The sequence below is a fragment of the Streptomyces sp. NPDC008163 genome (assembly GCF_042956885.1).
GTDB lineage: Bacteria > Actinomycetota > Actinomycetes > Streptomycetales > Streptomycetaceae > Streptomyces > Streptomyces drozdowiczii_A.
Window position 1 is genome coordinate 19,578 of record NZ_JBIBHG010000002.1, and the last position, 21,600, is coordinate 41,177.

20 protein-coding genes are annotated in these 21,600 nt (G+C 72.8%); 9 read left to right on the forward strand and 11 right to left on the reverse strand.

Going from position 1 to position 21,600, the window contains the following annotated elements; all coding sequences use genetic code 11:
• Positions 1 to 3: 3 nt before the first annotated feature.
• Both ACFZAT_RS05210 and ACFZAT_RS05215 read right to left on the reverse strand, forming a co-directional pair.
• Positions 4 to 1,251, reverse strand: coding sequence for an ABC transporter substrate-binding protein (locus tag ACFZAT_RS05210; protein ID WP_391260367.1), 1,248 nt, complete (start codon positions 1,249 to 1,251; stop codon positions 4 to 6).
• A gap of 136 nt (positions 1,252 to 1,387) precedes the next feature.
• Positions 1,388 to 1,987: a TetR family transcriptional regulator gene (locus ACFZAT_RS05215; protein ID WP_391260370.1), complete on the reverse strand. Its 600-nt coding sequence runs from the start codon at positions 1,985 to 1,987 to the stop codon at positions 1,388 to 1,390.
• Positions 1,988 to 2,163: 176 nt separating this feature from the next.
• Here ACFZAT_RS05215 and ACFZAT_RS05220 point away from each other — a divergent pair, with 176 nt between their 5' ends.
• The 3 genes from ACFZAT_RS05220 (at position 2,164) to ACFZAT_RS05230 (ending at position 5,387) form a co-directional block, all read left to right on the forward strand.
• The gene (locus tag ACFZAT_RS05220) at positions 2,164 to 3,495 is read left to right on the forward strand and encodes a glycosyltransferase (protein ID WP_391260373.1); all 1,332 of its coding nucleotides are present in this window, start codon (positions 2,164 to 2,166) and stop codon (positions 3,493 to 3,495) included.
• 69 nt (positions 3,496 to 3,564) lie between these two features.
• A complete protein-coding gene (locus ACFZAT_RS05225) occupies positions 3,565 to 4,317 on the forward strand; it encodes a class I SAM-dependent methyltransferase (RefSeq protein WP_018103413.1) in 753 nt (250 codons plus the stop codon).
• Positions 4,314 to 5,387, forward strand: coding sequence for a prenyltransferase (locus ACFZAT_RS05230; RefSeq protein WP_391260376.1), 1,074 nt, complete (start codon positions 4,314 to 4,316; stop codon positions 5,385 to 5,387). Before ACFZAT_RS05225 ends, ACFZAT_RS05230 begins: the two co-directional genes overlap by 4 nt.
• An 18-nt stretch (positions 5,388 to 5,405) precedes the next feature.
• Here the strand turns inward: ACFZAT_RS05230 and ACFZAT_RS05235 are convergent, their stop codons facing one another.
• Positions 5,406 to 5,693: a hypothetical protein gene (locus tag ACFZAT_RS05235; RefSeq protein ID WP_391260379.1), complete on the reverse strand. Its 288-nt coding sequence runs from the start codon at positions 5,691 to 5,693 to the stop codon at positions 5,406 to 5,408.
• A gap of 148 nt (positions 5,694 to 5,841) precedes the next feature.
• On the opposite strand from ACFZAT_RS05235, the gene ACFZAT_RS05240 reads away from it, so the two are divergent.
• The 3 genes from ACFZAT_RS05240 to ACFZAT_RS05250 all read left to right on the forward strand — a co-directional run bounded on the left by ACFZAT_RS05240 (position 5,842) and on the right by ACFZAT_RS05250 (position 8,345).
• Positions 5,842 to 6,396 (forward strand): hypothetical protein, encoded by a 555-nt coding sequence (locus tag ACFZAT_RS05240; protein ID WP_391260382.1) that lies wholly within the window; start codon positions 5,842 to 5,844, stop codon positions 6,394 to 6,396.
• A gap of 39 nt (positions 6,397 to 6,435) precedes the next feature.
• Positions 6,436 to 7,212 carry a maleylpyruvate isomerase family mycothiol-dependent enzyme gene (locus tag ACFZAT_RS05245; RefSeq protein ID WP_391260385.1) on the forward strand — a complete coding sequence of 259 codons (777 nt, stop codon included), beginning with the start codon at positions 6,436 to 6,438 and terminating at the stop codon, positions 7,210 to 7,212.
• Between the two features lie 92 nt (positions 7,213 to 7,304).
• A complete protein-coding gene (locus ACFZAT_RS05250) occupies positions 7,305 to 8,345 on the forward strand; it encodes a PHP domain-containing protein (RefSeq protein ID WP_391261631.1) in 1,041 nt (346 codons plus the stop codon).
• 68 nt (positions 8,346 to 8,413) lie between these two features.
• Here ACFZAT_RS05250 and ACFZAT_RS05255 read toward each other — a convergent pair whose 3' ends face one another.
• The 6 genes from ACFZAT_RS05255 to ACFZAT_RS05280 all read right to left on the reverse strand — a co-directional run bounded on the left by ACFZAT_RS05255 (position 8,414) and on the right by ACFZAT_RS05280 (position 14,850).
• Complete coding sequence (locus ACFZAT_RS05255; RefSeq protein WP_391260388.1) at positions 8,414 to 9,196, reverse strand: hypothetical protein; 783 nt, start codon at positions 9,194 to 9,196, stop codon at positions 8,414 to 8,416.
• A 223-nt stretch (positions 9,197 to 9,419) separates the two neighbouring features.
• Complete coding sequence (locus ACFZAT_RS05260; RefSeq protein WP_391260392.1) at positions 9,420 to 10,355, reverse strand: N-acetylmuramoyl-L-alanine amidase; 936 nt, start codon at positions 10,353 to 10,355, stop codon at positions 9,420 to 9,422.
• 83 nt (positions 10,356 to 10,438) lie between these two features.
• Positions 10,439 to 11,083 carry a class I SAM-dependent methyltransferase gene (locus ACFZAT_RS05265; RefSeq protein ID WP_391260395.1) on the reverse strand — a complete coding sequence of 215 codons (645 nt, stop codon included), beginning with the start codon at positions 11,081 to 11,083 and terminating at the stop codon, positions 10,439 to 10,441.
• Between the two features lie 100 nt (positions 11,084 to 11,183).
• Entirely contained in the window at positions 11,184 to 12,509 is a 1,326-nt protein-coding gene (locus ACFZAT_RS05270) for a M20/M25/M40 family metallo-hydrolase (protein ID WP_391260398.1), read from the reverse strand.
• Positions 12,506 to 13,897 (reverse strand): cytosine permease, encoded by a 1,392-nt coding sequence (locus ACFZAT_RS05275; RefSeq protein WP_265544601.1) that lies wholly within the window; start codon positions 13,895 to 13,897, stop codon positions 12,506 to 12,508. The genes ACFZAT_RS05270 and ACFZAT_RS05275 overlap by 4 nt, the downstream gene beginning before the upstream one ends.
• On the reverse strand, positions 13,897 to 14,850 hold the full coding sequence (locus ACFZAT_RS05280; protein WP_391260402.1) for a DUF1177 family protein: 954 nt from the start codon (positions 14,848 to 14,850) through the stop codon (positions 13,897 to 13,899). Before ACFZAT_RS05280 ends, ACFZAT_RS05275 begins: the two co-directional genes overlap by 1 nt.
• A 148-nt stretch (positions 14,851 to 14,998) precedes the next feature.
• On the opposite strand from ACFZAT_RS05280, the gene ACFZAT_RS05285 reads away from it, so the two are divergent.
• The gene (locus ACFZAT_RS05285; protein WP_361018794.1) at positions 14,999 to 15,832 is read left to right on the forward strand and encodes an IclR family transcriptional regulator; all 834 of its coding nucleotides are present in this window, start codon (positions 14,999 to 15,001) and stop codon (positions 15,830 to 15,832) included.
• Between the two features lie 25 nt (positions 15,833 to 15,857).
• Positions 15,858 to 16,586 (forward strand): dipeptidase PepE, encoded by a 729-nt coding sequence (pepE, locus tag ACFZAT_RS05290; RefSeq protein ID WP_391260406.1) that lies wholly within the window; start codon positions 15,858 to 15,860, stop codon positions 16,584 to 16,586.
• On the opposite strand, the gene ACFZAT_RS05295 is transcribed toward pepE, so the two are convergent.
• Positions 16,549 to 18,342, reverse strand: coding sequence for an MFS transporter (locus ACFZAT_RS05295; RefSeq protein ID WP_391260409.1), 1,794 nt, complete (start codon positions 18,340 to 18,342; stop codon positions 16,549 to 16,551). The genes pepE and ACFZAT_RS05295 overlap by 38 nt on opposite strands.
• Before the next feature lie 280 nt (positions 18,343 to 18,622).
• On the opposite strand from ACFZAT_RS05295, the gene ACFZAT_RS05300 reads away from it, so the two are divergent.
• Entirely contained in the window at positions 18,623 to 20,146 is a 1,524-nt protein-coding gene (locus tag ACFZAT_RS05300; RefSeq protein ID WP_391260413.1) for a DHA2 family efflux MFS transporter permease subunit, read from the forward strand.
• Positions 20,147 to 20,151: 5 nt separating this feature from the next.
• Here the strand turns inward: ACFZAT_RS05300 and ACFZAT_RS05305 are convergent, their stop codons facing one another.
• Entirely contained in the window at positions 20,152 to 21,591 is a 1,440-nt protein-coding gene (locus ACFZAT_RS05305) for a hypothetical protein (protein WP_391260416.1), read from the reverse strand.
• Between the last annotated feature and the right edge of the window lie 9 nt (positions 21,592 to 21,600).

Sequence of the window (21,600 nt, forward strand, 5' to 3'; positions counted from 1 at the left end):
GGTTCAGCCCGCCGCGGGCTTCACGGGCGGCGCGACGGCGTCCAGCTGCTCGGTGTCCAGCAGCTTCGGCTCGGCGGTCGGGCCCTTGCCCTCCAGCTTGGCCACGAACATCGGCTGGAGCAGCGCGTGGTCCTCGCCGCGCACCCGCGTCTGCCCCTTGACCCCGTCGAAGCTCCAGCCCTCCAGGGCCTTGACCATCGCGGCGGTGTCGGTGGCGCCGCCCTTCTCGACGGCGTGCACGATCATCTGGGCGGCCGTGAAGCCGTCCGGCGTGAACAGGTCGGGCTTGCCGCCGTCCTTCTTCACCGCGTCCAGCATCGCCTTCTCCACGGCGTTGTCGCCGCCCGCGCCCGGGAAGTAGTGCGCCAGGAACGACACCTTGGACCCGGCGGCGCCGAAGATCGGGTACGAGGCGGTGCCGGCCAGACCGGTGACGACCTTGCTCGCGCCGAGCACCCCCTGCTGGTCGAGCGCGGTCCACAGCGCCGGGGCGGTGGAGCCGGCCCAGGCCACGAAGACCAGGTCGGGGCCGCCCGCCTTGACCTGCCGGGCGAACGGCGTCAGGTCCGTCGCGCTGGGCGGCGCCAGCACCGAGCCGACCTTGGCGCCCTTCCCGCCGAGCACCGCCTTCACGGCGGCCACGTTGGCCTGGCCGAAGGTGGAGTCCTGGGCGAGCACCGTGACCTTCTTGCCCTTGGCGTCGCCGAGCATCGTGCCCGCCGTCAGGATGTCCTGGTAGGACTGGCGGCCGGAGCGGAAGGTGTAGTCGTTGATCCCGGTCACCGCGTCGGTGGCGGCCGGTCCGCTGACGTACAGCACCTTGTTCTGCGCGGCGAGCGGGGCCATCTGGAGCGCGACGCCGGAGTCGGTGGTGCCGGCCAGCACCTTGTAGCCCTTGCCGATGAGGTTCTTCGCGGCGGAGACGGCCTTGCCCGGGTCGCCCGCGTCGTCCTGCTCGGTGACCTCGATGCGGTGTCCGGCGACCTTGCGGGTGCCCTTGGTGGCGTAGTCGAGCCCGGCCATGAAGCCATCGCGGTACTGCTTGCCGTAGTCGGCGAGGAGCCCGGTCCTGGAGTACACCAGGCCGACCTTGACGGCCGCGTCGTCGGCGGACTTCGCGGAGTCGGAGTCGCCCGCCTTCCCGGCGGCGGTGCAGCCCGTCAGCAGCAGACCGGCTGCGGCCAGGACGGCGACGGTACGGATGTCACTGAGGGATCTGCGGGCTCTGCTGGCGGTACGGCTGCGGGGCATGGTGACCGGCTCCTCGGCGTGTTCCTGTGATGTCGCCGAACCGTATGAACACCGCGCCGCCGTCGATATGGTGCAGGGCACCCCACCTCGCCCCCGGGGCGTGTGGGCACCGCACATGGCAGTTCGACGACACCCCCTAGGGGGCCGCCGGGCCGACCAGCCGGCACACCGTCTCGATGTCCGTGCGCACCTGCGCCATGGACGCCCGGCCGGCGAGCCAGGTGATCAGCGCTGAGTGCCAGGTGCACTCGATCACCCGCACGGCGGAGAGCTGTCCCGGCGTCGGGTGGCCGGTGCCCATCGCGTCCAGGATGATCGCCGTCGTGAGCCGTGAGACCGCGTCGACCTCGCTGCTCGCGCTCCGGTCCGCGAAGGTCAGGGCGCGCACCATGGCGTCCGCCAGCTGCGGTTCGCGCTGCATGGCCCGGAACGCCCGCATGAGCGTCTCGGCGACCCGGGCCGCCGCGTCGTCCCCGGCCGGGGGGTGCTCGCGCAGGGTGGTGCGCAGATGCTGGAGCCGGTCGCGCAGGGTGGCCACGAGGAGGTGGATCTTGGACGGGAAGTACCGGTACAGGGTGCCGAGGGCGACCTCGGCCGCCTCTGCCACCTCGCGCATCTGCACGGCCTCGAAACCGCCTCGGCCGGCCAGCTCGGCGGTGGCCCGCAGAATGCGGCGCCGGCGGGCCTCCTGGCGCTCCGTCAGGGGCGGCGATGCCGGTCTGGCTTCCGCTGTCATGTGTCCCGTCCCGTGGCCAGGGTGTGTGCCGTGGCGTGAATCACCTGATCCGGCCGTTGCACCGACGCTACCTGCCGGTAGATTCGTAGCTCATTGAACTACCCAGTCTGAAACTTGTTCTAGATTAGCGCCAGCGGTTACGCTCCGGCGAACACGCAGTGAGAAGGGGGCCGAGTGTGACCGCTGAGGCCGTTGAGTCGGGCCCCCGTACGGGCGTCGCCGCACCGGGCACGGGCCCCGGCGACGGACCCCTGCGCATCGCGCTCCTCACCTACAAGGGCAATCCCTTCTGCGGCGGCCAGGGCGTCTACGTACGGCACCTCGCCCGCGAACTCGCCCGACTGGGCCACCGCGTCGAAGTCATCGGCGCCCAGCCCTACCCGGTCCTCGACGAAGGCGTCCCGCTCACCGAGCTGCCCAGCCTCGACCTGTACCGGCAGCCCGACCCGTTCCGCACCCCGAGCCGCGGCGAGTACCGGGACTGGATCGACGCCGCCGAGGTCGCCACCATGTGGACCGGCGGCTTCCCCGAACCGCTCACCTTCAGCCTGCGGGCCCGGCGCCATCTCGCCGCCCGGCGCGGCGAGTTCGACGTCATCCACGACAACCAGACCCTCGGCTACGGGCTCCTCGCCGACCTCGGCGCGCCCCTGGTCACCACGATCCACCACCCCATCACCGTCGACCGGCAGCTCGACCTGGACGCCGCGACGAGCCGCCGCCGCCGCGCCTCCGTGCGCCGCTGGTACGGGTTCACCCGCATGCAGAAGCGGGTCGCGCGCCGGCTGCCGTCGGTGCTCACCGTCTCGGGCTCCTCCAAGCAGGAGATCGTGGACCACCTCGGAGTCGACGCGCGCCGCATCCAGGTCGTGCACATCGGCGCCGACACCGACCTGTGGTCGCCCGACCCGTCGGTCGCCGAGGTCCCCGGCCGCATCGTCACCACGTCCAGCGCCGACGTCCCGCTCAAGGGCCTCGTCCACCTCGTGGAAGCCCTCGCCAAGCTCCGTACCGGCAACCCCGCCGCCCACCTCGTCGTCGTCGGCAAGCGCGCCGAGGACGGGCCGGTCGCCCGGGCCATCGAGCGGCACGGGCTCGCGGACGCCGTCGAGTTCGTCAAGGGCATCAGCGACAGCGAGCTGGTCGACCTGGTGCGCGGCGCCCAGATCGCCTGCGTCCCCTCGCTGTACGAGGGTTTCTCGCTGCCCGCCGCCGAGGCCATGGCCACCGGGACCCCGCTGGTCGCGACGACCGGCGGCGCCATCCCGGAGGTCGCCGGACCCGACGGGGAGACCTGCCTCGCGGTCCCGCCCGGCGACCCGGGGGCCCTCGCCGACGCGCTCGGCCGGCTGCTCGGCGACGCGGAGCTGCGCGCCCGGCTCGGGGCCGCGGGGCGTGAGCGGGTGCTCGCCCGGTTCACCTGGAAGCAGGCCGCGATCGGCACCGCCGAGCTCTATCGGCAGGCCATCGCCGCCCGCGCCGCCACCGGCCCCGGCGGCCGGCGGTGACCCCGGACCGCCCGCCGGGCCCCTGACCCCGTCCTCCCTTCCGACCCCCGACCGCGAAAGCAGGCACTCGTGCTGACCGTGGACTTCACCCGCTTCCCGCTCGCCGCAGGCGACCGCGTGCTCGACCTCGGGTGCGGCGCCGGACGCCACGCCTTCGAGTGCTACCGGCGCGGCGCCCAGGTGGTGGCCCTCGACCAGAACGGCGAGGAGATCCGCGAGGTCGCGAAGTGGTTCGCCGCGATGAAGGAGGCCGGGGAGGCCCCCGAGGGCGCCACCGCCACCGCGATGGAGGGCGACGCGCTCAACCTGCCCTTCCCCGACGAGTCCTTCGACGTCGTGATCATCTCCGAGGTCATGGAGCACATCCCCGACGACAAGGGCGTCCTCGCCGAGATGGTCCGGGTGCTCAGGCCCGGCGGCCGGATCGCCGTCACCGTCCCGCGCTACGGCCCCGAGAAGGTCTGCTGGGCGCTCTCCGACGCGTACCACGAGGTCGAGGGCGGCCACATCCGCATCTACAAGGCCGACGAACTCCTGGGCAAGATGCGCGGCGCCGGTCTCAAGCCGTACGGCACCCACCACGCGCACGCCCTGCACTCCCCGTACTGGTGGCTGAAGTGCGCGTTCGGTGTCGACAACGACAAGGCGCTGCCGGTGAAGGCGTACCACAAGCTCCTGGTCTGGGACATCATGAAGAAGCCCGCCCTGACCCGGGTCGCCGAGCAACTGCTCAACCCGGTCGTCGGCAAGAGCTTCGTGGCCTACGCGACCAAGCCGCACCTGCCCCTCGCCGCCGCAGCAGCCGCCGAGGCCGAGGCGTGAGCCTTCCCGAGCGGACCGAGCACCTCGTCCTGCCCGGAGTCCTCACCGCCGCGCAGGCCGCCGAGACCGTCGCCGCGCTGCGCGCCGTTCAGCGCCCGGACGGCGCCATCCCGTGGTTCCGCGGCCACCACCTCGACCCGTGGGACCACACCGAGGCCGCCATGGCCCTGGACGCGGCCGGCGAGCACGCGGCCGCGGAACGCGCGTACGAGTGGCTGGCCCGGCACCAGAACGGCGACGGCTCCTGGTACGCCGCCTACCACGACGGCGACGCCGAGCAGCCGACCGACCGGGGCCGGGAGTCCAACTTCTGCGCCTATGTGGCCGTCGGCGTCTGGCACCACTACCTCGCCACCGGCGACGACGCCTTCGTGGACCGAATGTGGCCCACCGTCTACGCGGCCGTCGAGTTCGTCCTGCGGCTCCAGCAGCCCGGCGGGCAGATCGGCTGGAAGCGCGAGGACGACGGGACCCCGGTCACGGACGCGCTGCTCACCGGCTCGTCCTCGGTCCACCAGGCGCTGCGCTGCGCGCTGGCCATCGCCGAACGCCGCGAGGAGCCCCAGCCCGACTGGGAGCTGGCGACCGGGGCCCTGGGGCACGCGATCCGCAGCCACCCGGAGCGCTTCCTCGACAAGAGCCGGTACTCGATGGACTGGTACTACCCGGTCCTCGGCGGCGCCGTCACCGGCGCGGCGGCCAAGGAGCGCATCGAGGAGGGCTGGGACCGCTTCGTCGTCCCCGGCCTCGGGGTGCGCTGCGTGCTGCCCAACCCGTGGGTGACCGGTGGCGAGAGCTGCGAACTGGCCCTGGCCCTCTGGGTGATGGGCGAGTCCGACCGGGCACTCGACATCCTCCAGTCGGTCCAGCACCTGCGGGCCGAGGGCGGCATGTACTGGACGGGTTACGTCTTCGAGGGGAACCGCGCCTTCTGGCCCGAGGAGCACACCTCCTGGACGGCCGGCTCGCTGCTGCTGGCGGTGGCCGCGCTCGGTGGGGACGAGGCGACCACCGCCGTCTTCAGCGGGGACCGGCTGCCGAAGGGACTGGAGCCGGACTGCTGCGGCTGAGCGGTTGACGGGGGAGCGTCAGCGCCGGACGCGGCCCGCCACGGCGTGCCCGATGAACAGGTACACCAGGGCGGCGAGCCCGTAGCCGGCGACGACGTTGGCCCACGTCTTGTCGAAGGTGAACAGGTCGTACGACCAGCCGGCGAGCCACCTGGCGGCGTCCCGCACGAACTCGACCAGCTCGTTGCCGCGGTTCGCATCGAGCAGGTACATCAGGATCCACAGGCCGATGATGAAGGCCATGACGTCCGCCACGAGGGCGATGACACGTGCTGCGGTGAAGCCGTTGCCTCTGCTGTAGGACATGGTCTCCGCTTTGCCGCTCCGGCGCGGCCGAAACCCGTCGGCCGGACTCGTACGGCCGCGCAGCGGTGGCGGGTTGCCCGGGACGCGGCGAGCCTGGCGGGGAGTGCCGGGCCCCGGCACCCGCTCCGCCCGGCCAGGGAGGTCCGCCGTGCCCCGACCCGTACCGCTCCGCCGCCTGCTCCTCGCGCTGCTGCTGGCCTGCGCCGTACTGGCGGGCACCACCGCGTGCGGCAGCGACGACAAGGACAGCGGCGCGAGCAGTTCGGCCTCGCCCACCGGCACCTCGTCGGCCGAGGCGCAGAAGTGGGCCAAGACCAGGTTCGTCGCCAACGCGGGGCTCGCCGCGGGCGCCACGTACCAGTGGATCGTGAAGCCTTACCGGGCCGGGAAGTTCAAGAAGGGCGCCGACGGGCGCACCTTCGCCCTCGTCAAGGCCGGGCTCGCGGGCGGCTTCGCCTACAACCGGCTGAAGGCCGCCACCGAGAACGCCAAGGGCGACCCGCTGCTGTCGAAGGCCGTCGCCCCGCTCACCGCCGGCATCGCCTCGCTCAAGGGCCTCGGCACCAAGCTCCGCAAGGGCGAGGCGGGAGCGGGCGACATCGGCATGTTCGAGGACGTCATCAGCGGCATCAAGGACGCCGGGAAGAGCGCGGGCGCCGAGGTGAAGGACAAGGTCCCGTCCACCTCGCAGCTCGGCGGATAATCGCATGTGAAGCGGGGGCGGCCGCACTAGGGTGCGATCATGGGACTTCTGGCGCACGAGCGCTATTGCGACGAAATCGTCCGGCTCACCGGGGAGTTGAGGGAGACCCTGCGGGTCGCCGACCTCGGCGCGACCGTGCCGACCTGCCCCGACTGGACCCTGCGCGAACTGGCCGAGCACGTCGGCCGCGCCCACCGCTGGGCCGGCGAGATCGTCCGCACCCGCGCCGCCGAGGCGGTGCCGGACGAGAAGGTGCCCGACAACAGCCCCGCCGGTGACGACCCCGCCGCGCTCGACGCCTGGCTCGCCGAGGGGGCCGCCGGCACCGTGGCGGCACTGCGGGAGGCCGGGCCGGACGCCGAGGTGTGGTCCTGGGCCTGGGACCACAGCGCGGGCTTCTGGGCCCGCCGCATGGCCATCGAGACCGTCGTCCACCTCGCCGACGCCGCCCTCGCCGCCGGGGTCCCGTACACGATGACGCCCGAGCTGGCCGCCGACACCGTCGACGAGTGGCTGGAGATCGTGAGCTTCGCGCAGGCCGACGGCGACCGCGAGGTCGCCCAGCTGCGCGGGGCCGAGCGCTCCCTGCACCTGCACGCCACCGACGTACCCGACGCCGAGTGGCTGATCGAGCTCGGCGCGGAGGGCGTCACCTGGCGCCGGGCGCACGGCAAGGCGGACGTGGCGCTGCGCGGGCCGCTCACCGACGTCATGCTCGTCTTCAACCGCCGCCTCGCCCCGGACAGCGACCGGGTCGAGGTGCTGGGCGACGCCGGACTTCTGGACTTCTGGCTGGCGCGCACCTCCTTCGGCTGAGCGGGGAGCGCTCGGCCGGTGTGCGGGCCGGGCCCGGCTGGGCCAAGCTGGACGGGCGGCCGCCGGCCGTCCCGTCCCGCGAGGAGGTGCCGATGGACCCGGTCCGGGCCCTGGAACGGATCGCCTTCCTGCTGGAGCGCGGCAAGGCGGACACCTACCGCGTCCAGGCCTTCCGCACCGCCGCGCGCACCGTCGCCGCGATGGACGACGGCGAGGCGGAGCGGCGCGTGGCCGACGGCTCGCTGGAACGGGTCAAGGGCATCGGCCCCCGCACCGCCCAGGTCATCCGCGAGGCGATGGCCGGGGAGACTCCCGGCTACCTGGACCGCCTGGAGTCCGAGGCCTCCGACGCCGGACCCCTCGCGCAGGGCGGCGAACACCTGCTGTCCCTGCTGCGCGGCGACTGCCATACGCACTCCGACTGGTCGGACGGCGGCAGCCCCATCGAGGAGATGGGCCGCGCGGCGGCGCAACTGGGCCACGACTGGACGGTCCTCACCGACCACTCGCCCCGGCTCACCGTCGCCAACGGCCTCTCGCCGGAGCGGCTGCGCAGGCAGCTCGCCGAGGTGGCCGAACTCAACGAGCGCTGGGCGCCGTTCAGGCTGCTCACCGGCATCGAGTGCGACATCAACCTCGACGGCTCCCTCGACCAGGAGGAGGACCTGCTCGAACAGGTCGACCTGGTCGTGGTGTCCGTCCACTCCAAACTCCGCATGGACGCCGCCCCGATGACCCGGCGCATGGTCGCCGCCGTCCGCCATCCGCAGGCGAACGTCCTCGGCCACTGCACCGGGCGCCTGGTCACCGGCCGGGGCCGCCCCGAGTCGTCGTTCGACGCGGACGAGGTCTTCGCCGCCTGCGCCGAGGCGGGCACCGCGGTCGAGATCAACAGCCGGCCCGAACGGCTCGACCCGCCCCGCAGGCTGCTGCGCCGGGCCGTGGCGGCGGGCACGCTGTTCGCCGTCGACACCGACGCGCACGCACCGGGCCAGCTCGACTGGCAGGCTTACGGCTGTGCCCGCGCCGAGGAGTGCGGGGTCCCGCCGGAGCGCGTGGTCACCACCTGGACGGCCGACGAACTGCTGCGCTGGACCCGGAAGGGCAAAATCCCCGAGCGCGCGGCCGGTTGACCCCGGACACGGCCGCGGCCCCCCGCCCGGAAAGGCAGGGGGCCGCGTGACGGAGCGGGTGCGGGGCCTCAGCCGCGCTGGATGCCCGTGGTGTCCTGGAGGACGCCGCGACGGCCGTCCTGCGTCTGGGCGATCAGCGCCGAACCGCGCTGCTCGACCGCGAGGTACCAGGTGCCCGGCGCCAGCTCGGCGATCGGGGCCTGCGAACCGTCCTCGTTGTACAGCTGGCGGGCCACCGGCACCGCGAACCAGAACGGGGTGAAGTCACCGGAGCCGCCACCGGCCGCCGGTGCCGCCGGAGCCTTCTGCGCCTCGGGCTGGCCCGGCTGACCCGGCTGCTGCGCACCGTACGGCTGCGGCTGGCCCGGCTGCTGGCCGCCGAACGCCGGCTGCGGACCGCCCGGGTAGCCGTAGCCCTGGCCGGGCTGGCCACCGTACGGCGGCTGCACGGCCTGCGGGCCCGGGGCGCCGGCGAGCGGGGCCTTGAGGGCCGGGACCAGCGGCGAGGCGATCGCGCCCGCGGCCAGCGCCAGGGAGGCGATGAAGCCGAGGATCAGGCCGGCGCCCGCGTCGATCTGGCCCAGGTCGATGATCGTCCAGAACAGGTTCCACGCGGTGAACACCGTGGCGGCGACGCCGAACTGGCCGAGGTCGAGACCCGCGACCTTGCGTGGCTGGGGCTGGGAACGGGAGAGCACGATCAGCGCTGCGCCGATCACTCCGACCATGTAGACGCCGATGCCGTTGCCCAGCATGTCCCAGGAGTTGGGGGCGTCCGTGGCGGCGTTTCCGTAGTCGTAGTAGTCCAGGAACGAGGCGATGAACAGCACGACCGCTGCTCCGATCACCACGCCGTCGCCTCGAGTGAGGGAGCGGATATTCACGTGAAGGTCCTTAGTCGATCGTCTCGTCGGGGCGGTCGTCGCTGCCGCCGGATACACGGCGGGCACGGCTTGAAGCTCGGGAACGGCTCCCCATCGTAGGGATGAATCTATCGTCTGGCCCGGCGGGTTGTGTTCCTGCCCGGTTGGTGCGGGAACATCCTCCCGAATTCATCGCAGAATCACCCCTTGACTACCCCTTGAGGTAGCTGCTGATGCCGTCCGCGATGCCCTGGGCGGCCTTCTGGCGCCAACCCGGGCTGGTGAGCAGGGCGGCGTCCTCGGGATCACGCATATTGCCGCATTCGATGAAGACTTTGGGCACGGTCGACAAATTCAGTCCGCCGAGATCCTTGCGCACGTCCAAACCCGTTTTGCCGCCCACGTAATTGGAAGGGGAACTTCCGGTACTGCGTACGAACAGCCCGGCGATACGGGTACCGAGATCGCGTGAAGGCTCAACGATCTTCGAGGTGTTCGCGCCCCCGCCGCTCACGCGTGCGGGAAGGATCACATGGAACCCCCGGTTTCCCACGGCCGACCCGTCCGCGTGCACCGAGACCACCGCGTCCGCGTGCGCCTCGTTGCCGATCCGCGCCCGCTCGTCCACGCACGGCCCGAACTCCCGGTCCCCGTCGTACGTCAGGAGCACCTTCGCGCCCTGCGCCCGCAGCAGGTCCCGCAGTCGGTGCGCCACGTCGAGGGTGAACTCCGCCTCCGCGTAACCCCCGTTGGTCGCGGTCCCGGTGGTGTCGCACTCCTTGTGGCCGGTGCCGATGTCGACCTGGCGGTTGATCGCGGCGGTGTGCAGGTGGTTGCGCGGGTTGTGCCCGGGGTCGATGACCACGGTCCTGCCGGACAGCGGCCCGTCGGGCGCGGACGGCGGCTTCGCGTGCGAGGGGGACTTCGCCGGGGACTTCGACGGCGAAGGGGCGGCCTTCGTGGGCGCCGGTGACAGCGGGGCCGGTGCGACCGGGGTGGTGGCCGCACCGCCGCTCGGCCCGGCCTGGGCCTGCGCGGTGCCGCCTCCGTCGCCGCAGCCGGCCGAGCCCAGGCACAGCAGGGCAGCGGCGGCGGCGAGCCGGAGGGGGCGGCGCGGGGTGGGGGGAGGGCTCTCGTGGTGACGCACCCGGCGATGCTACCGGCCGGGTCTTGCCCTGTCCGGAGCGTCCGCGTACCGGCCGGGAACACCCCGTACAGGGGCCTTCGCGGTCAGCAGCCCGGTCCGGTGCGGCGCAGCACGCGCAGCGAGTCCGTGACGGAGATCTCCGTGAAGGCGCCCGATTCCAGCGCCCGCAGATACACCCGGTACGGGGCCTGACCGCCGTGGGCCGGGTCCGGGAACACGTCGTGGATCACCAGCAGCCCGCCCTCGGCGACATGCGGGGCCCAGCCCTCGTAGTCGCCGTTCGCGTGCTCGTCGGTGTGGCCGCCGTCGATGAAGACGAAGCCCAGCGCACCGCCCCAGACCGCCGCCACCTGCGGCGAGCGCCCCACGAGTGCCACCACGTGGTCCTCCAGGCCCGCCGCGTGCAGCGTCCTGCGGAAGGTCGGCAGGGTGTCCATCCGGCCGACCTCCGGGTCCACCACGGTCGGGTCGTGGTATTCCCAGCCGGGCTGCTGCTCCTCGCTGCCCCGGTGGTGGTCGACGGTGAGCGCGGTGACGCCGGCCGCCCGCGCCGCGTCGGCGATCAGGATCGTGGAGCGCCCGCAGTAGGTGCCGACCTCCAGCAGCGGCAGGCCGAGCGCGGCGGCCTCGGTGGCCGCCGCGTACAGCGCGAGCCCCTCGACCACCGGCATGAAGCCCTTGGCGGCCTGGAAGGCGGCGAGAATCTCCGGCTTGGGCTCGGCGGCCACGGTGTTCCTCCTGGTGGGACGGGTAGGGCGCCATCGTGCCGTACGCCCCCGCCGAAGGTACCGGCGGGGGCGTACGGAGGGGCGCCTGGCGTGGCTCGGGTCAGCAGCTCTGCCAGAGGCGGGTCATGACGCGGACGCCGAAGCGCAGGCCCTCCAGCGGGACACGCTCGTCCACGCCGTGGAACAGGCGGCCGTAGTCCAGATCGTGCGGGAGCTTGAGGCCCTTGAAGCCGAAGCAGCGGATGCCCAGGTGGGTGAAGGCCTTGGCGTCCGTGCCGCCCGGGTTGCAGTACGGCACCGGGTGGCCGTCCGGGTCCTCGGCGCGGACCGCCGCGCACATGGCGTCGACGAGCGGGCCGTCGAAGGCGGTCTCCATCGCGACGTCGTGGTTGACCCACTCCCGGCTGACCGAGGGCAGCAGCAGCCGGTCGATGGTGTCGATCAGCTCCTGCTCGTGGCCCGGCAGGAAGCGCCCGTCCACGCGGGCGGTGGCCTTCCCCGGGATCACGTTGGTCTGGTAGCCGGCGCTGAACATCGTCGGGTTCGCCGAGTTGCGCAGCACCACCTGCATGAAGTCGGCGACCGGGCCGAGCCGGGCGAGGCTGCCCTCGATGTCGTCCTCGTCGAACGCGACGCCGTAGAGCCGGGCGGCCTCTTCGAGCAGCGCGCGCACCGGCTCGATCAGGCGGACCGGGAAGGTCTCGCGGCCGATCCGGGTCAGCGACTCCGCGAGGTCGGTGACCGCGTTCTCGTCGTTGGGGGAGGAGCCGTGGCCGGCCCGGCCGGTGGCGGTCAGCTCCATCCAGGCCATGCCGCGCTGGGCGTTCTCGATCGGGTACAGCCGACGGGTGTCGTCGATCGCGAAGGAGAACCCGCCGCCCTCGCCGATCGCCTCGGTGACCCCGGCGAACAGCTCCGGGCGGTGCTCGACCAGCCAGTGCGCGCCGAACTTGCCGCCCGCCTCCTCGTCCGCGAGGAAGGCGAGGACCAGGTCGCGCGAGGGGGCCGTCCCGGTGCGTGCGAAGTGCCGGGCGGTGGCCAGCATCACCGCCACGGTGTCCTTCATGTCGATCGCGCCCCGGCCCCAGAGGTAGCCGTCGCGGATCTCGCCGGAGAAGGGCGGCACCTGCCACTCGGACGCGTCCGCCGGGACCACGTCCAGGTGGCCGTGGACCAGCAGGGCGCCGCGCCCGGGGTCGCGTCCGGCGATCCGGGCGATGACGCTGGCGCGGCCGGGCGCCGACTCGACCAGCTCGGAGCCGATGCCCACCTCGGCCAGGCGGGCCACGACCCACTCGGCGCTCGCGCGCTCGGTGCTCGTCGGGTTGGAGGTGTCGAACCTGATCAGCTCGGCGCAGAGGGTGACGACCTCGTCCTGGGCCTCCTCGGAGGCCGGGACGAGTGCGGTGCCGGGTGCGGTGCTCATGCTGCTCCCACAGGGGTGGTGGTGCGGGCGGCCGGGGCCGGGCCGTCCTGCTCGTCGGCGAGGACGGAGGTGCCGTAGGGCTTGATCCAGCCCAGCAGGCCCAGGGCGCTGTACAGGACGAAGGCGGTGGCCAGCGAGTTCAGGGCCGGGATGCCGCCGTCGTAGAACTTGCCGACGCAGAACGCGGCGATCCAGATCACGATCGACATCGGCACCCAGGTCGGCGAGTGCGCCGGCAGGGTCTGGGCCTCCCGGGTCTCGTCGAGCGGCTTGCGCATCCGCTTCACGACCCAGTACTCGGCCACGATGATGCCGCCGATCGGCGGGATGGCGACGCCGAGGATCGTCAGGAACTCGGTGAAGTGGCTCATGATGCCGACGGCCGACAGGACCGTGCCCGCGATGCCCAGGACGATGGTGACCGCGCCGCGGTGGACGCGCTTGTTGAAGACGACCTGGAAGAAGTTGACGACGCCCAGCGAGGAGCCGTACAGGTTCCAGTCGTTGATCTTCGCCGTGGACATCAGGACGACGAGCACACCGAAGGCGCCGGAGGTGGAGAGCACGATGTGCGAGACCTCGTTGCTCTTGACCAGGTGGCCCAGGAGCACACCGGTCAGGCCGACGATGTACTCGGAGAGGATCATCGACGAGGCGCTCTGCAGGAAGACGTGCGAGCCCTTGCGGTTGTAGCGGGTCATCTCCGGGGAGACGATCGCGCCGGTCATGTAGCCGCCCGCGATGGCGGTGGCGGCGACGGCCAGCGGAATGGTGTCGCCCGGCGGCGGGGAGTGGACCAGGTCGCTGAACGAGTGGTCGTTCAGGGTCCGGATCACGGAGAAGGCGACCATGGCGAAGAACAGCGGCGTGACGACCTTCGCGAAGTTCGCCATGTACTTGAAGCCGAAGATCACCAGTGCGGTGATCGCGATGCCCGCGAGCACGCACCACATCCAGGACGGGCCGCCGACCAGCGCCGAGACGCTGTCGCCGAAGATCTTGTTCTGGACGCCGAACCAGCCGACCAGGCTGACCGCGATCACGAAGCTGACCAGCGCCGAGCCGTTGCGCCCGAAGCCGACCCAGCGGGTCAGCATCGGCGTCGCCAGGCCCTCGCGCATCCCGGCCAGGCCGATCGCGAAGATCACCACCTCCAGGATCACCGCGCCCAGCGTGAACGCGAGGAACGCGTCGCCGAACGTCATCCCGACGCCGATGGTGGCGCCGAGCGTGAACTGCGAGATCGAACCGGACTGGGCCAGCCACTGGAGGAGCATCGACCAGAAGCCGAACCGCTTGTCGCGCGGGACGCGCGAGAGCGCGTAGTCGTCGCTGCCGATGCTCTTGGGCGCGGGCGCCACGGCACCGGACTGCGGGGCGGCTGCCATCAGGACTCCTGGGGTGTACGGCCGAAGGTCTGCAGGTGGGTCAGCGAGCCGTAGCGGCTGACGAGGTTGTCGAACTCCACCGCGTCGTGGAAGTCCAGCCGGCCGTCGCCGTACGCCTTGGCGACCTCGACGGCGTAGCGGGCGGCGGACGCGATGTCGCTCTCGTGACTCGCGCCCGTCCCGCAGCCCGGCACCGCCGCGGCCGAGGTGATGGCGAGGCCGATCACGGGGGCCGCCGTCGCGGTGGAGGGCTGGAGGATCGAATTGATGTGGTGTGCCCCATTACCGTACGGGGTGATGTCCTGGGTGGTCACCGGGTACGTGACCAACGGCTCACCGGTCACCACGGCCAGCAGCTCCCCCAGCTGCTCGTTCACGCGGAGCACCCAGCCCTCCTTGACGGTGGGCGACAGGGCGAGGCCCTTGTGGTTGATGATGCGGTTGCCCTTGGTGGTGTCGATGGAGAGCACGGCCTCCATCTCGCCGGTCACCTCGTGGCGGTTCATCGTGGCGATGTCCACCGGCGAGCCCATGAACGGCACCGGGTCGTGCGGCTCGGTCGGGGCATCCGGGCAGATGTGGGTGGCGATGATCACGTCCCCGGGCAGCACATCGCCCCGGCGGCGCATGTCGAGCAGCTTGGCGGCGGCGGCCAGCGCCGAGACGGCGCCGTCGGCGTCGGAGACCAGACCGGTCACCTCGGGCCGGGCGCCGATGCCGCCGAGCCGGCCGACGACGCCCAGGGTGCGGGCGTCGCCCCCGGCCGTACGGCCCCGGGAGCCGGGGATGCGGACCGATACGAAGTCCGTTGAGCCCCGCTCACCGGCGACCGTGGTGACCTGTGCGGACGAGCCCTCGGCCCCCGCCGCGGCGTCCAGGTACTCGACGACCGTCTTGCCATTGGCCTGGGGGTCGTCGAGCAGCTCGACGAGGTCCAGTACGTACTTCAACATGGGGGGCCTTTCTCGCGCATCCGTCACACCCGTCCGGAGTCCGTCAGGGAGCCGGGGCTCCGGACGGGGTGCTGAGAGCAGATTCGGGATCGGATAGCGTTGAGCGCAATGATTTCCCGTTATCTGCAATTCACGTCTGAATGGTGAGATGGCCATGGCGGAGTTCGAAGTCGACCGGCGCACCCCCGCCGGAGCCCTCCAGACCGTCGACCGCGCGCTGCTCGTGCTGCTCGCGTTCGAGCGGACCCGGCCCGACTGGGGGGTGACCGAGGTCGCGGCGGAGTTCGGCTGGGACACCTCCGTCGCCCAGCGGCTCCTCGCCACGCTCGCGGGGCGCGGCTTCCTGGTCTCCGACCCCGCCACCCGGCGCTACCGCATCGGCCCCGCCGTGCTGCGCCTCGGCCGGCTCTGGGAACGCTCGGGATCGCTGGAACTGCTGGCCGGACCGGTCCTGGAGGAGCTGCGCAGAGTCACCGGCGACACCGTGCTCTTCTGCCTGCCCGACAGCTTCCACATGCGGTGCGTGGCCGCCGAGGAGGGCGAGGCGGGCCCGCTGCGCTACTACCCGCTGGTCGGCGAGCTCTACCCGGCGCACGCCGGGGCGACCAGTAAGTCCTTCTACGCCTACCTGCCCGACGAGCAGCGCCACCGGCTCTTCCGGGGCCGCCCGATGGCCCGCTTCACCGACCGCACGGTCACCGACCCGGACGTGCTGGAGCAGCAGCTCCTCAAGGTCCGGGCCCAGGGGTACGCCTGGACCGTCGGCGAGTACGACACCGGCATCGCGACCCTCGCCGTACCCGTCTTCCTGGGCCGCGAACCGTACGGGAGCCTCAGCCTCGGCGGCGCCGAGGAACGCTTCGAGGGCGCCCCCGAGAACCGCCTCGACGCGCTCCGGCACGCCGCCGCGCTCCTGGAGAAGCGCCTCACCCACCCGCCGCAGCGCCCGAAGCCCAGGGCCCGCCGCACCCCGTCCGCCTGATCCGAAGCACCCCGAGAGGAACCCCGTGCACCTGCTCCTGCTCTCCAACTCCACCCAGTACGGCCGCGGCTACCTGGAACACGCCCTGGACACGGTCACCGGCTTCCTGCCCGCCGGTGCCCGCCTCGCCTTCGTGCCGTACGCGCTCGCCGACCACGACACGTACACCGCGCGCGTCCGCGGCGCACTGGAACCGGCCGGGATCACCGTGCGCGGCGTCCACGAGCACGCCGATCCGGCCGCCGCGCTGAAGGACGCGGACGCCGTGTTCATCGGCGGCGGCAACTCCTTCCGGCTGCTCGGTGCCCTCTGCCGGACCGGGCTGCGCGAGGCCGTCGTGGACGCCGTGCGCGCCGGGCTGCCGTACATGGGCGCCAGCGCCGGCACCAACATGGCGGCGCCCACCCTGCGCACCACCAACGACATGCCCATCGTGCAGCCGCCGTCCTTCGCGACCCTGGGCCTCGTGCCGTTCCAGATCAACCCGCACTACCTGGACCCGGACCCCGCCAGCACCCACAAGGGCGAGACCCGCGAGGAACGGCTCACCGAATTCCTGGAGGAGAACGACGTCCCGGTCCTCGGCCTGCGCGAGGGCTCCTGGCTCCGCGTCGAGAACGAGGCGGCCCACGTCGAGGGCGCCCGCCCCGCCCGCCTGTTCACGCGGGGCGCCGAGCCCCGGGAGCTGGCGGCCGGGACGGACGTGTCCCACCTGCTCAGGACGGAACCGCGGTTCGACGCTCCGGAGCGCTGACACCCCCCAGCACGAGGTCGGTGACCGCGGAGCCGCCCTGCGCCGGGCAGGCGCGCGGCGCGTGCCCGGAGGCCGACGCCGCCAGGACGAACGTGCCGGTCTCCGGGGCGGCCAGCGCCCAGCGGCCGAGTGCGTCCGTGGTGGTCAGCCCCGCCTGCCGGCCCCGCCGGTCGATCAGGGTCACATTGGCCCCGGCGACGGGAGCCCCGGCCGCGTCGAGGACCCGGCCGCGGAAGCCCTCCGGGCCCGGCAGGGGGAGCGGCTCGGCGTCCTCGGCGGCGCGCCGGGCCGCCTCGTCGCCCTCGCTGCTCGCCAGCAGGACCGGCGCGGTGGCCGTGCGCCGGGACGGCAGGAACGAGGCCAGGACGAGACCGGCGACCACGGCGCCCGTCGCGATCAGGAACGAGATCCGGAAGCCCTTCATCGTGGGCACCGCGACCGGGCCCATCCGGGTCGAGGTGTGGGCCAGGACCATGCCGATCACCGCGCTGGACACCGAGGTGCCGATGGAGCGCATCAGGGTGTTGAGCCCGTTCGCGGCGCCGGTCTCCGAGGCGTCGACGGCGCCGATGATCAGGGCGGGCAGCGAGGAGTAGGCGAGCCCGATGCCCGCGCCGAGGAGAACGGCGATGATCACGGTCTGCCAGGCGGCGCTCATCAGGCCGAGCCCGGCCCCGTAACCGATGGCGATGACCAGCATGCCGAGGATCAGCGAGACCTTCGGGCCCTTGCGGGCCGAGATCCGGGCGTACAGCGGGGCGACGAACATCATCGTCAGGCCCAGCGGGGCCACGCAGAGCCCGGCGACCACCATCGACTGGCCGAGGCCGTAACCGGTCGAGGCCGGCAGCTGGAGCAGCTGGGGCAGGACCAGCGAGACCGCGTAGAACGCGACGCCGACCATGATCGAGGTCAGGTTGGTGAGCAGTACCTCACGGCGGGCCGTCGTCCGCAGATCGACCAGCGGGGCGTCGCTGCGCAGCTCGAACAGGCCCCACAGCACCAGCACGACGAGCGAGGCGGCGATCAGCCCGAGAGTGGTGGGCGAACCCCAGCCCCAGTCGCTGCCCTTGGTGATCGGCAGCAGCAGGAGCACCAGACCGAGCGAGAGACCGAGCGCGCCGACGGTGTCGAACCGGCCGGGGGCGCGCAGCGTGGTCTCGGGCACCGCGAGCACGGTCAGCGCCATGGCCAGCACACCGAGCCCGGCCGCGCCGAAGAAGAGGGCGTGCCAGTCGGTGTGCTGGGCGACGAGCGCGGCGGCCGGCAGCGCGAGTCCGCCGCCCACCCCGATCGACGAACTCATCAGCGCCATCGCCGAACCGAGCTTCTCGCGCGGCAGCTCGTCGCGCATGATGCCGATGCCCAGCGGAATCGCGCCCATCGCGAAGCCCTGGAGGGCGCGGCCCACGATCATGACGACGAGGTCGTCGGTGAAGGCGCATATCAGCGAGCCGACGACCATCACGGCGAGGCTGGCCAGCAGCATCCCGCGCTTGCCGTACAGGTCTCCGAGCCGCCCCATGATCGGGGTGGCGACGGCTCCGGCGAGCAGGGTGGCGGTCATCACCCAGGTCGCGTTGGAGGGGGCGGTGTGCAGAAGGGCGGGCAGATCCTTGATGACGGGGACGAGCAGGGTCTGCATCACCGCGACGGTGATACCCGCGAAGGCGAGCACGGGGACGATCCCCCGGCCCGCCTTCGCGCGCGGATCAGGAAGCTCCGCGGTGGGCTGTTCGTGCGTCGTCTGTGGCATGCGTGCGGCCTCCGGGCGGCGGTGGGAAAGCGGGGTGTGCGAACGGGTGCGGCCGGTGCTGCGGGCAGCACCGACCGCCAAGTCTGTGCATGGTGAACCTTCATCGGCCACGGCGTATTCCGGGGCGCGGGGTGCGAATCCGGACCGGCCGCGCGCGGGGCGCGTGCGCAGGTGGGGTGACGGTGCGTCAGCTAACGGTCCGGTCCTACGCCGCTGGGCCGAGGGCGAGGGGACCTGAAACCGATGTACGGGGCAGATGGGGCCTGCGAGTATGACAGCCATGGCCGACGTCCCGATGCTCGCACCGCCCACCGACCGGAGCCCCGTCCGCACCTGGGCGGTGGTCATCGCCGCCTGCGTCGGGCAGTTCCTCGTCGTGCTCGACGTGTCCGTCGTCAATGTCGCGCTCCCGTCGATGCGGGCGGACCTCGGGCTGAGCTCCACCGGACTTCAATGGGTGCTCAACGCGTACTCGATCGCCTTCGCCGGGTTCATGCTCCTCGGCGGGCGCGCCGCCGACCTCTACGGCCGCAAGCGGATGTTCCTCGTCGGCCTCGGCCTGTTCACCGCCGCCTCCCTGGCCGGCGGACTCGCCCAGGAGGGCTGGCAGCTGCTCGCCGCCCGCGCCGCGCAGGGGCTCGGCGCCGCCGTCCTCGCCCCCGCCACCCTCACCCTGCTCACCGCCGCCGTCCCCGAGGGCCCCGCCCGCGCGCGGGCCATCGGCACCTGGATGGCGGTCGGGGCGGGCGGCGGCGCGGCCGGCGGACTCGTCGGCGGAGTGCTCACCGACGCGCTCTCCTGGCGCTGGGTGCTGCTGATCAACGTGCCCATCGGGGTGCTCGTGCTGACCGGCGCCGCCCTCCGGCTCGCCGAGGGCCGCACGGGCGGGCGCAGCCGCGTCGACCTGCTGGGCGCCGTCCTCGTCACGGCGGGCCTCGCCTCCACGGCGTACGGCATCGTGCAGACCGAGGCGGCGGGGTGGACCGCCGCCGCGACCCTGGTCCCGCTGCTCGGCGGACCGCTGCTGCTCGCCCTGTTCGCCCTCGTGGAGACGCGCACGGCCAAACCCCTGATGCCCTTGCGGGTGCTGGGGGCACGGGCGGTGGCGTCGGCGAACGTGGCGATGCTCGTGATCGGCTCGGCCACGTTCTCCATGTGGTACTTCATGACGGTGTACGCGCAGAACGTGCTGGACTACAGCGCGCTGGAGGCCGGGCTCGCCCTGATGCCGACCTCGCTGGCCGTGGTCGTCGGCTCCAAGAGCGCGCCCCGGCTGATGGCCCGCGTCGGGGCGAAGAACCTCGCGCTGATCGGCACCACTGTCACCGCCGCCGGCTTCGGCTGGCAGTCCACGATGACCGTGCACGGCTCCTACCTCACCGCGGTCTGCCTGCCCGGCGTGCTCATGATGGCCGGTGCCGGACTCGCCTCGACCCCGCTCGCCTCGCTGGCCACCTCGGGCGCCGCGCCGGGGGAGGCCGGGCTCGTCTCGGGGCTCGTCAACACCTCGCGCACCATGGGCGGTGCCCTCGGGCTCGCCGTACTCTCCACGGTCGCCGCCGCCCGCACCGACGGCGGGGCGGACCCGGCCGCCCTCACCGCCGGCTATGCCCTGGCCTTCCGCACGGCGGGCTGCGTCCTGCTCGGCGGCCTGCTCCTCATGCTGGTGTGGCTCCCGCGCCACCGGCCGGAACGTCTCGCGGCCTCACCCACGACGGTCAGCGGCGTCGCGGCGCCCGGGACCTCCGCCGTGGATTCGAAGGCCCCGGGCGCCGCTCCTTCTCCCGCTGACCATCGTGGGTGAGGCCGTCACTTCCGTGCGTACAGCGTCACCCGGCGCCCCCGCACCCGCTCGTCCCCGATCACGGTGAAGTAGCCCTTCAGTACGGCCGCCTTCACCTTCTCCCGCCGCCCGTTCTCCGGACGCGCCGCCCCCGGCGCGTCCGTGACCAGCAGTATCCGGCGCTGGGCGAGCATCGCGTCCCTTATCCGGTCCGGCGCCGCCTCCACCCCGTTCAGCGTCCCGGACGCGCGCGGGCCGCGGGCCAGCGCGATGTCCCGGAGCCCGGTGAACGCCTCGGGCGAGACCAGCCGCGCGTCGCGCCGGGCACCGGGCAGGAACACCACCGCGGTGCCCGGCTCCTTCATCCGGCGCACGTCCGCCGTCATGGCCAGCACGTCGTCCACCCGGCTCGACGGCGACCGCTTGGCCAGTGACTGCGGCAGCAACGCCGCCACCGCGCAGGCCAGCAGCACGGGCACCAGCAGCCGCGAGGCCGCCGGGAACCGGGGCGCCACCGCCCGTACGGCCGCTCCCAGCAGTGCGCCGATGAGCAGCGCCAGGCCGAGCAGGCTGAAGAGGATGTAGCGGTCCAGGAAGAGCGGCTTGGACAGCGAGGCGGCGGCCAGACCGAGCTGGGGGACCGCCAGCAGCGGCAGCCCCACCGACGCCGTCGAAAGCCGGCGCCCGCCCGGCCGGTCCACCAGCGCCCCGAGGCCGCCGACCGCCAGCAGCACCGCCGGGCCGATCATCATGTGCCAGGTCAACGGCGGTATCCAGGAGACCTGCTTGGACTGGCCCGAGGTGAACAGGATCAGCGGCAGCGCCCCCGCCACGGCCGCACCCGAGGCAGCCGTCCAGCGCGCCCACATCCGGCGCCCGGCGCCGCTCCAGACCAGCGTCGCCGCGTGCGCGGGCAGGATCAGCAGCGAGAACCAGTTCAGCAGCGCGCAGACCAGCACCGTCCCCGCGTACGCCGCCCAGCGCCCCCACCGGCCGTGCCCGCCGAGCAGCGTCACGAGCAGCAGCGTCGACACCCCGGCGCCCGCCGCGACCAGCGCGTAGGGACGGCCCTCCTGGAAGTAGAACTGCACCGCCGGCAGCAGACAGAGGGCCATCCCGCCGCCCAGGCCCGCCCATCGTCCCGCCAGTCGCTCGCCGATGACCGTCACACAGCCCGCCGCCACCGCCATGGCCAGGACGGAGGGCAGCCGCAGGGTCGTCGTGCTCGGCCCGAACCAGTCGAACAGGCCGTGCATCAGCAGGTAGTAGAGCCCGTGGACCGCGTCGACGTTGGCCAGCATGGCCCGTATGTCGGCGGCGGACCGCAGCGCCACCTGCCAGGTCGCCGCCTCGTCCCGCCACAGGCTGCGCTGCCGCGAGAGCCCCCAGAGCCCGAGGCCCAGGGTCCAGAGCGCGGGTATGAGCCAGAGCGGGAGGCGCCGGGGCGCGGTTATTCGAGACGGCATGCCGGGTGT

Coding starts and splice junctions, on each gene's coding strand:
- ACFZAT_RS05210 (WP_391260367.1), bottom strand. CDS start 1,251: ATGCCCCGCAGCCGTACCGCCAGCAGAGCCCGCAGATCCCTCAGTGAC.
- ACFZAT_RS05215 (WP_391260370.1), bottom strand. CDS start 1,987: ATGACAGCGGAAGCCAGACCGGCATCGCCGCCCCTGACGGAGCGCCAG.
- ACFZAT_RS05235 (WP_391260379.1), bottom strand. CDS start 5,693: ATGTCCTACAGCAGAGGCAACGGCTTCACCGCAGCACGTGTCATCGCC.
- ACFZAT_RS05245 (WP_391260385.1), top strand. CDS start 6,436: ATGGGACTTCTGGCGCACGAGCGCTATTGCGACGAAATCGTCCGGCTC.
- ACFZAT_RS05250 (WP_391261631.1), top strand. CDS start 7,305: ATGGACCCGGTCCGGGCCCTGGAACGGATCGCCTTCCTGCTGGAGCGC.
- ACFZAT_RS05270 (WP_391260398.1), bottom strand. CDS start 12,509: ATGAGCACCGCACCCGGCACCGCACTCGTCCCGGCCTCCGAGGAGGCC.
- ACFZAT_RS05275 (WP_265544601.1), bottom strand. CDS start 13,897: ATGGCAGCCGCCCCGCAGTCCGGTGCCGTGGCGCCCGCGCCCAAGAGC.
- ACFZAT_RS05280 (WP_391260402.1), bottom strand. CDS start 14,850: ATGTTGAAGTACGTACTGGACCTCGTCGAGCTGCTCGACGACCCCCAG.
- ACFZAT_RS05285 (WP_361018794.1), top strand. CDS start 14,999: ATGGCCATGGCGGAGTTCGAAGTCGACCGGCGCACCCCCGCCGGAGCC.
- ACFZAT_RS05295 (WP_391260409.1), bottom strand. CDS start 18,342: ATGCCACAGACGACGCACGAACAGCCCACCGCGGAGCTTCCTGATCCG.
- ACFZAT_RS05300 (WP_391260413.1), top strand. CDS start 18,623: ATGGCCGACGTCCCGATGCTCGCACCGCCCACCGACCGGAGCCCCGTC.
- ACFZAT_RS05305 (WP_391260416.1), bottom strand. CDS start 21,591: ATGCCGTCTCGAATAACCGCGCCCCGGCGCCTCCCGCTCTGGCTCATA.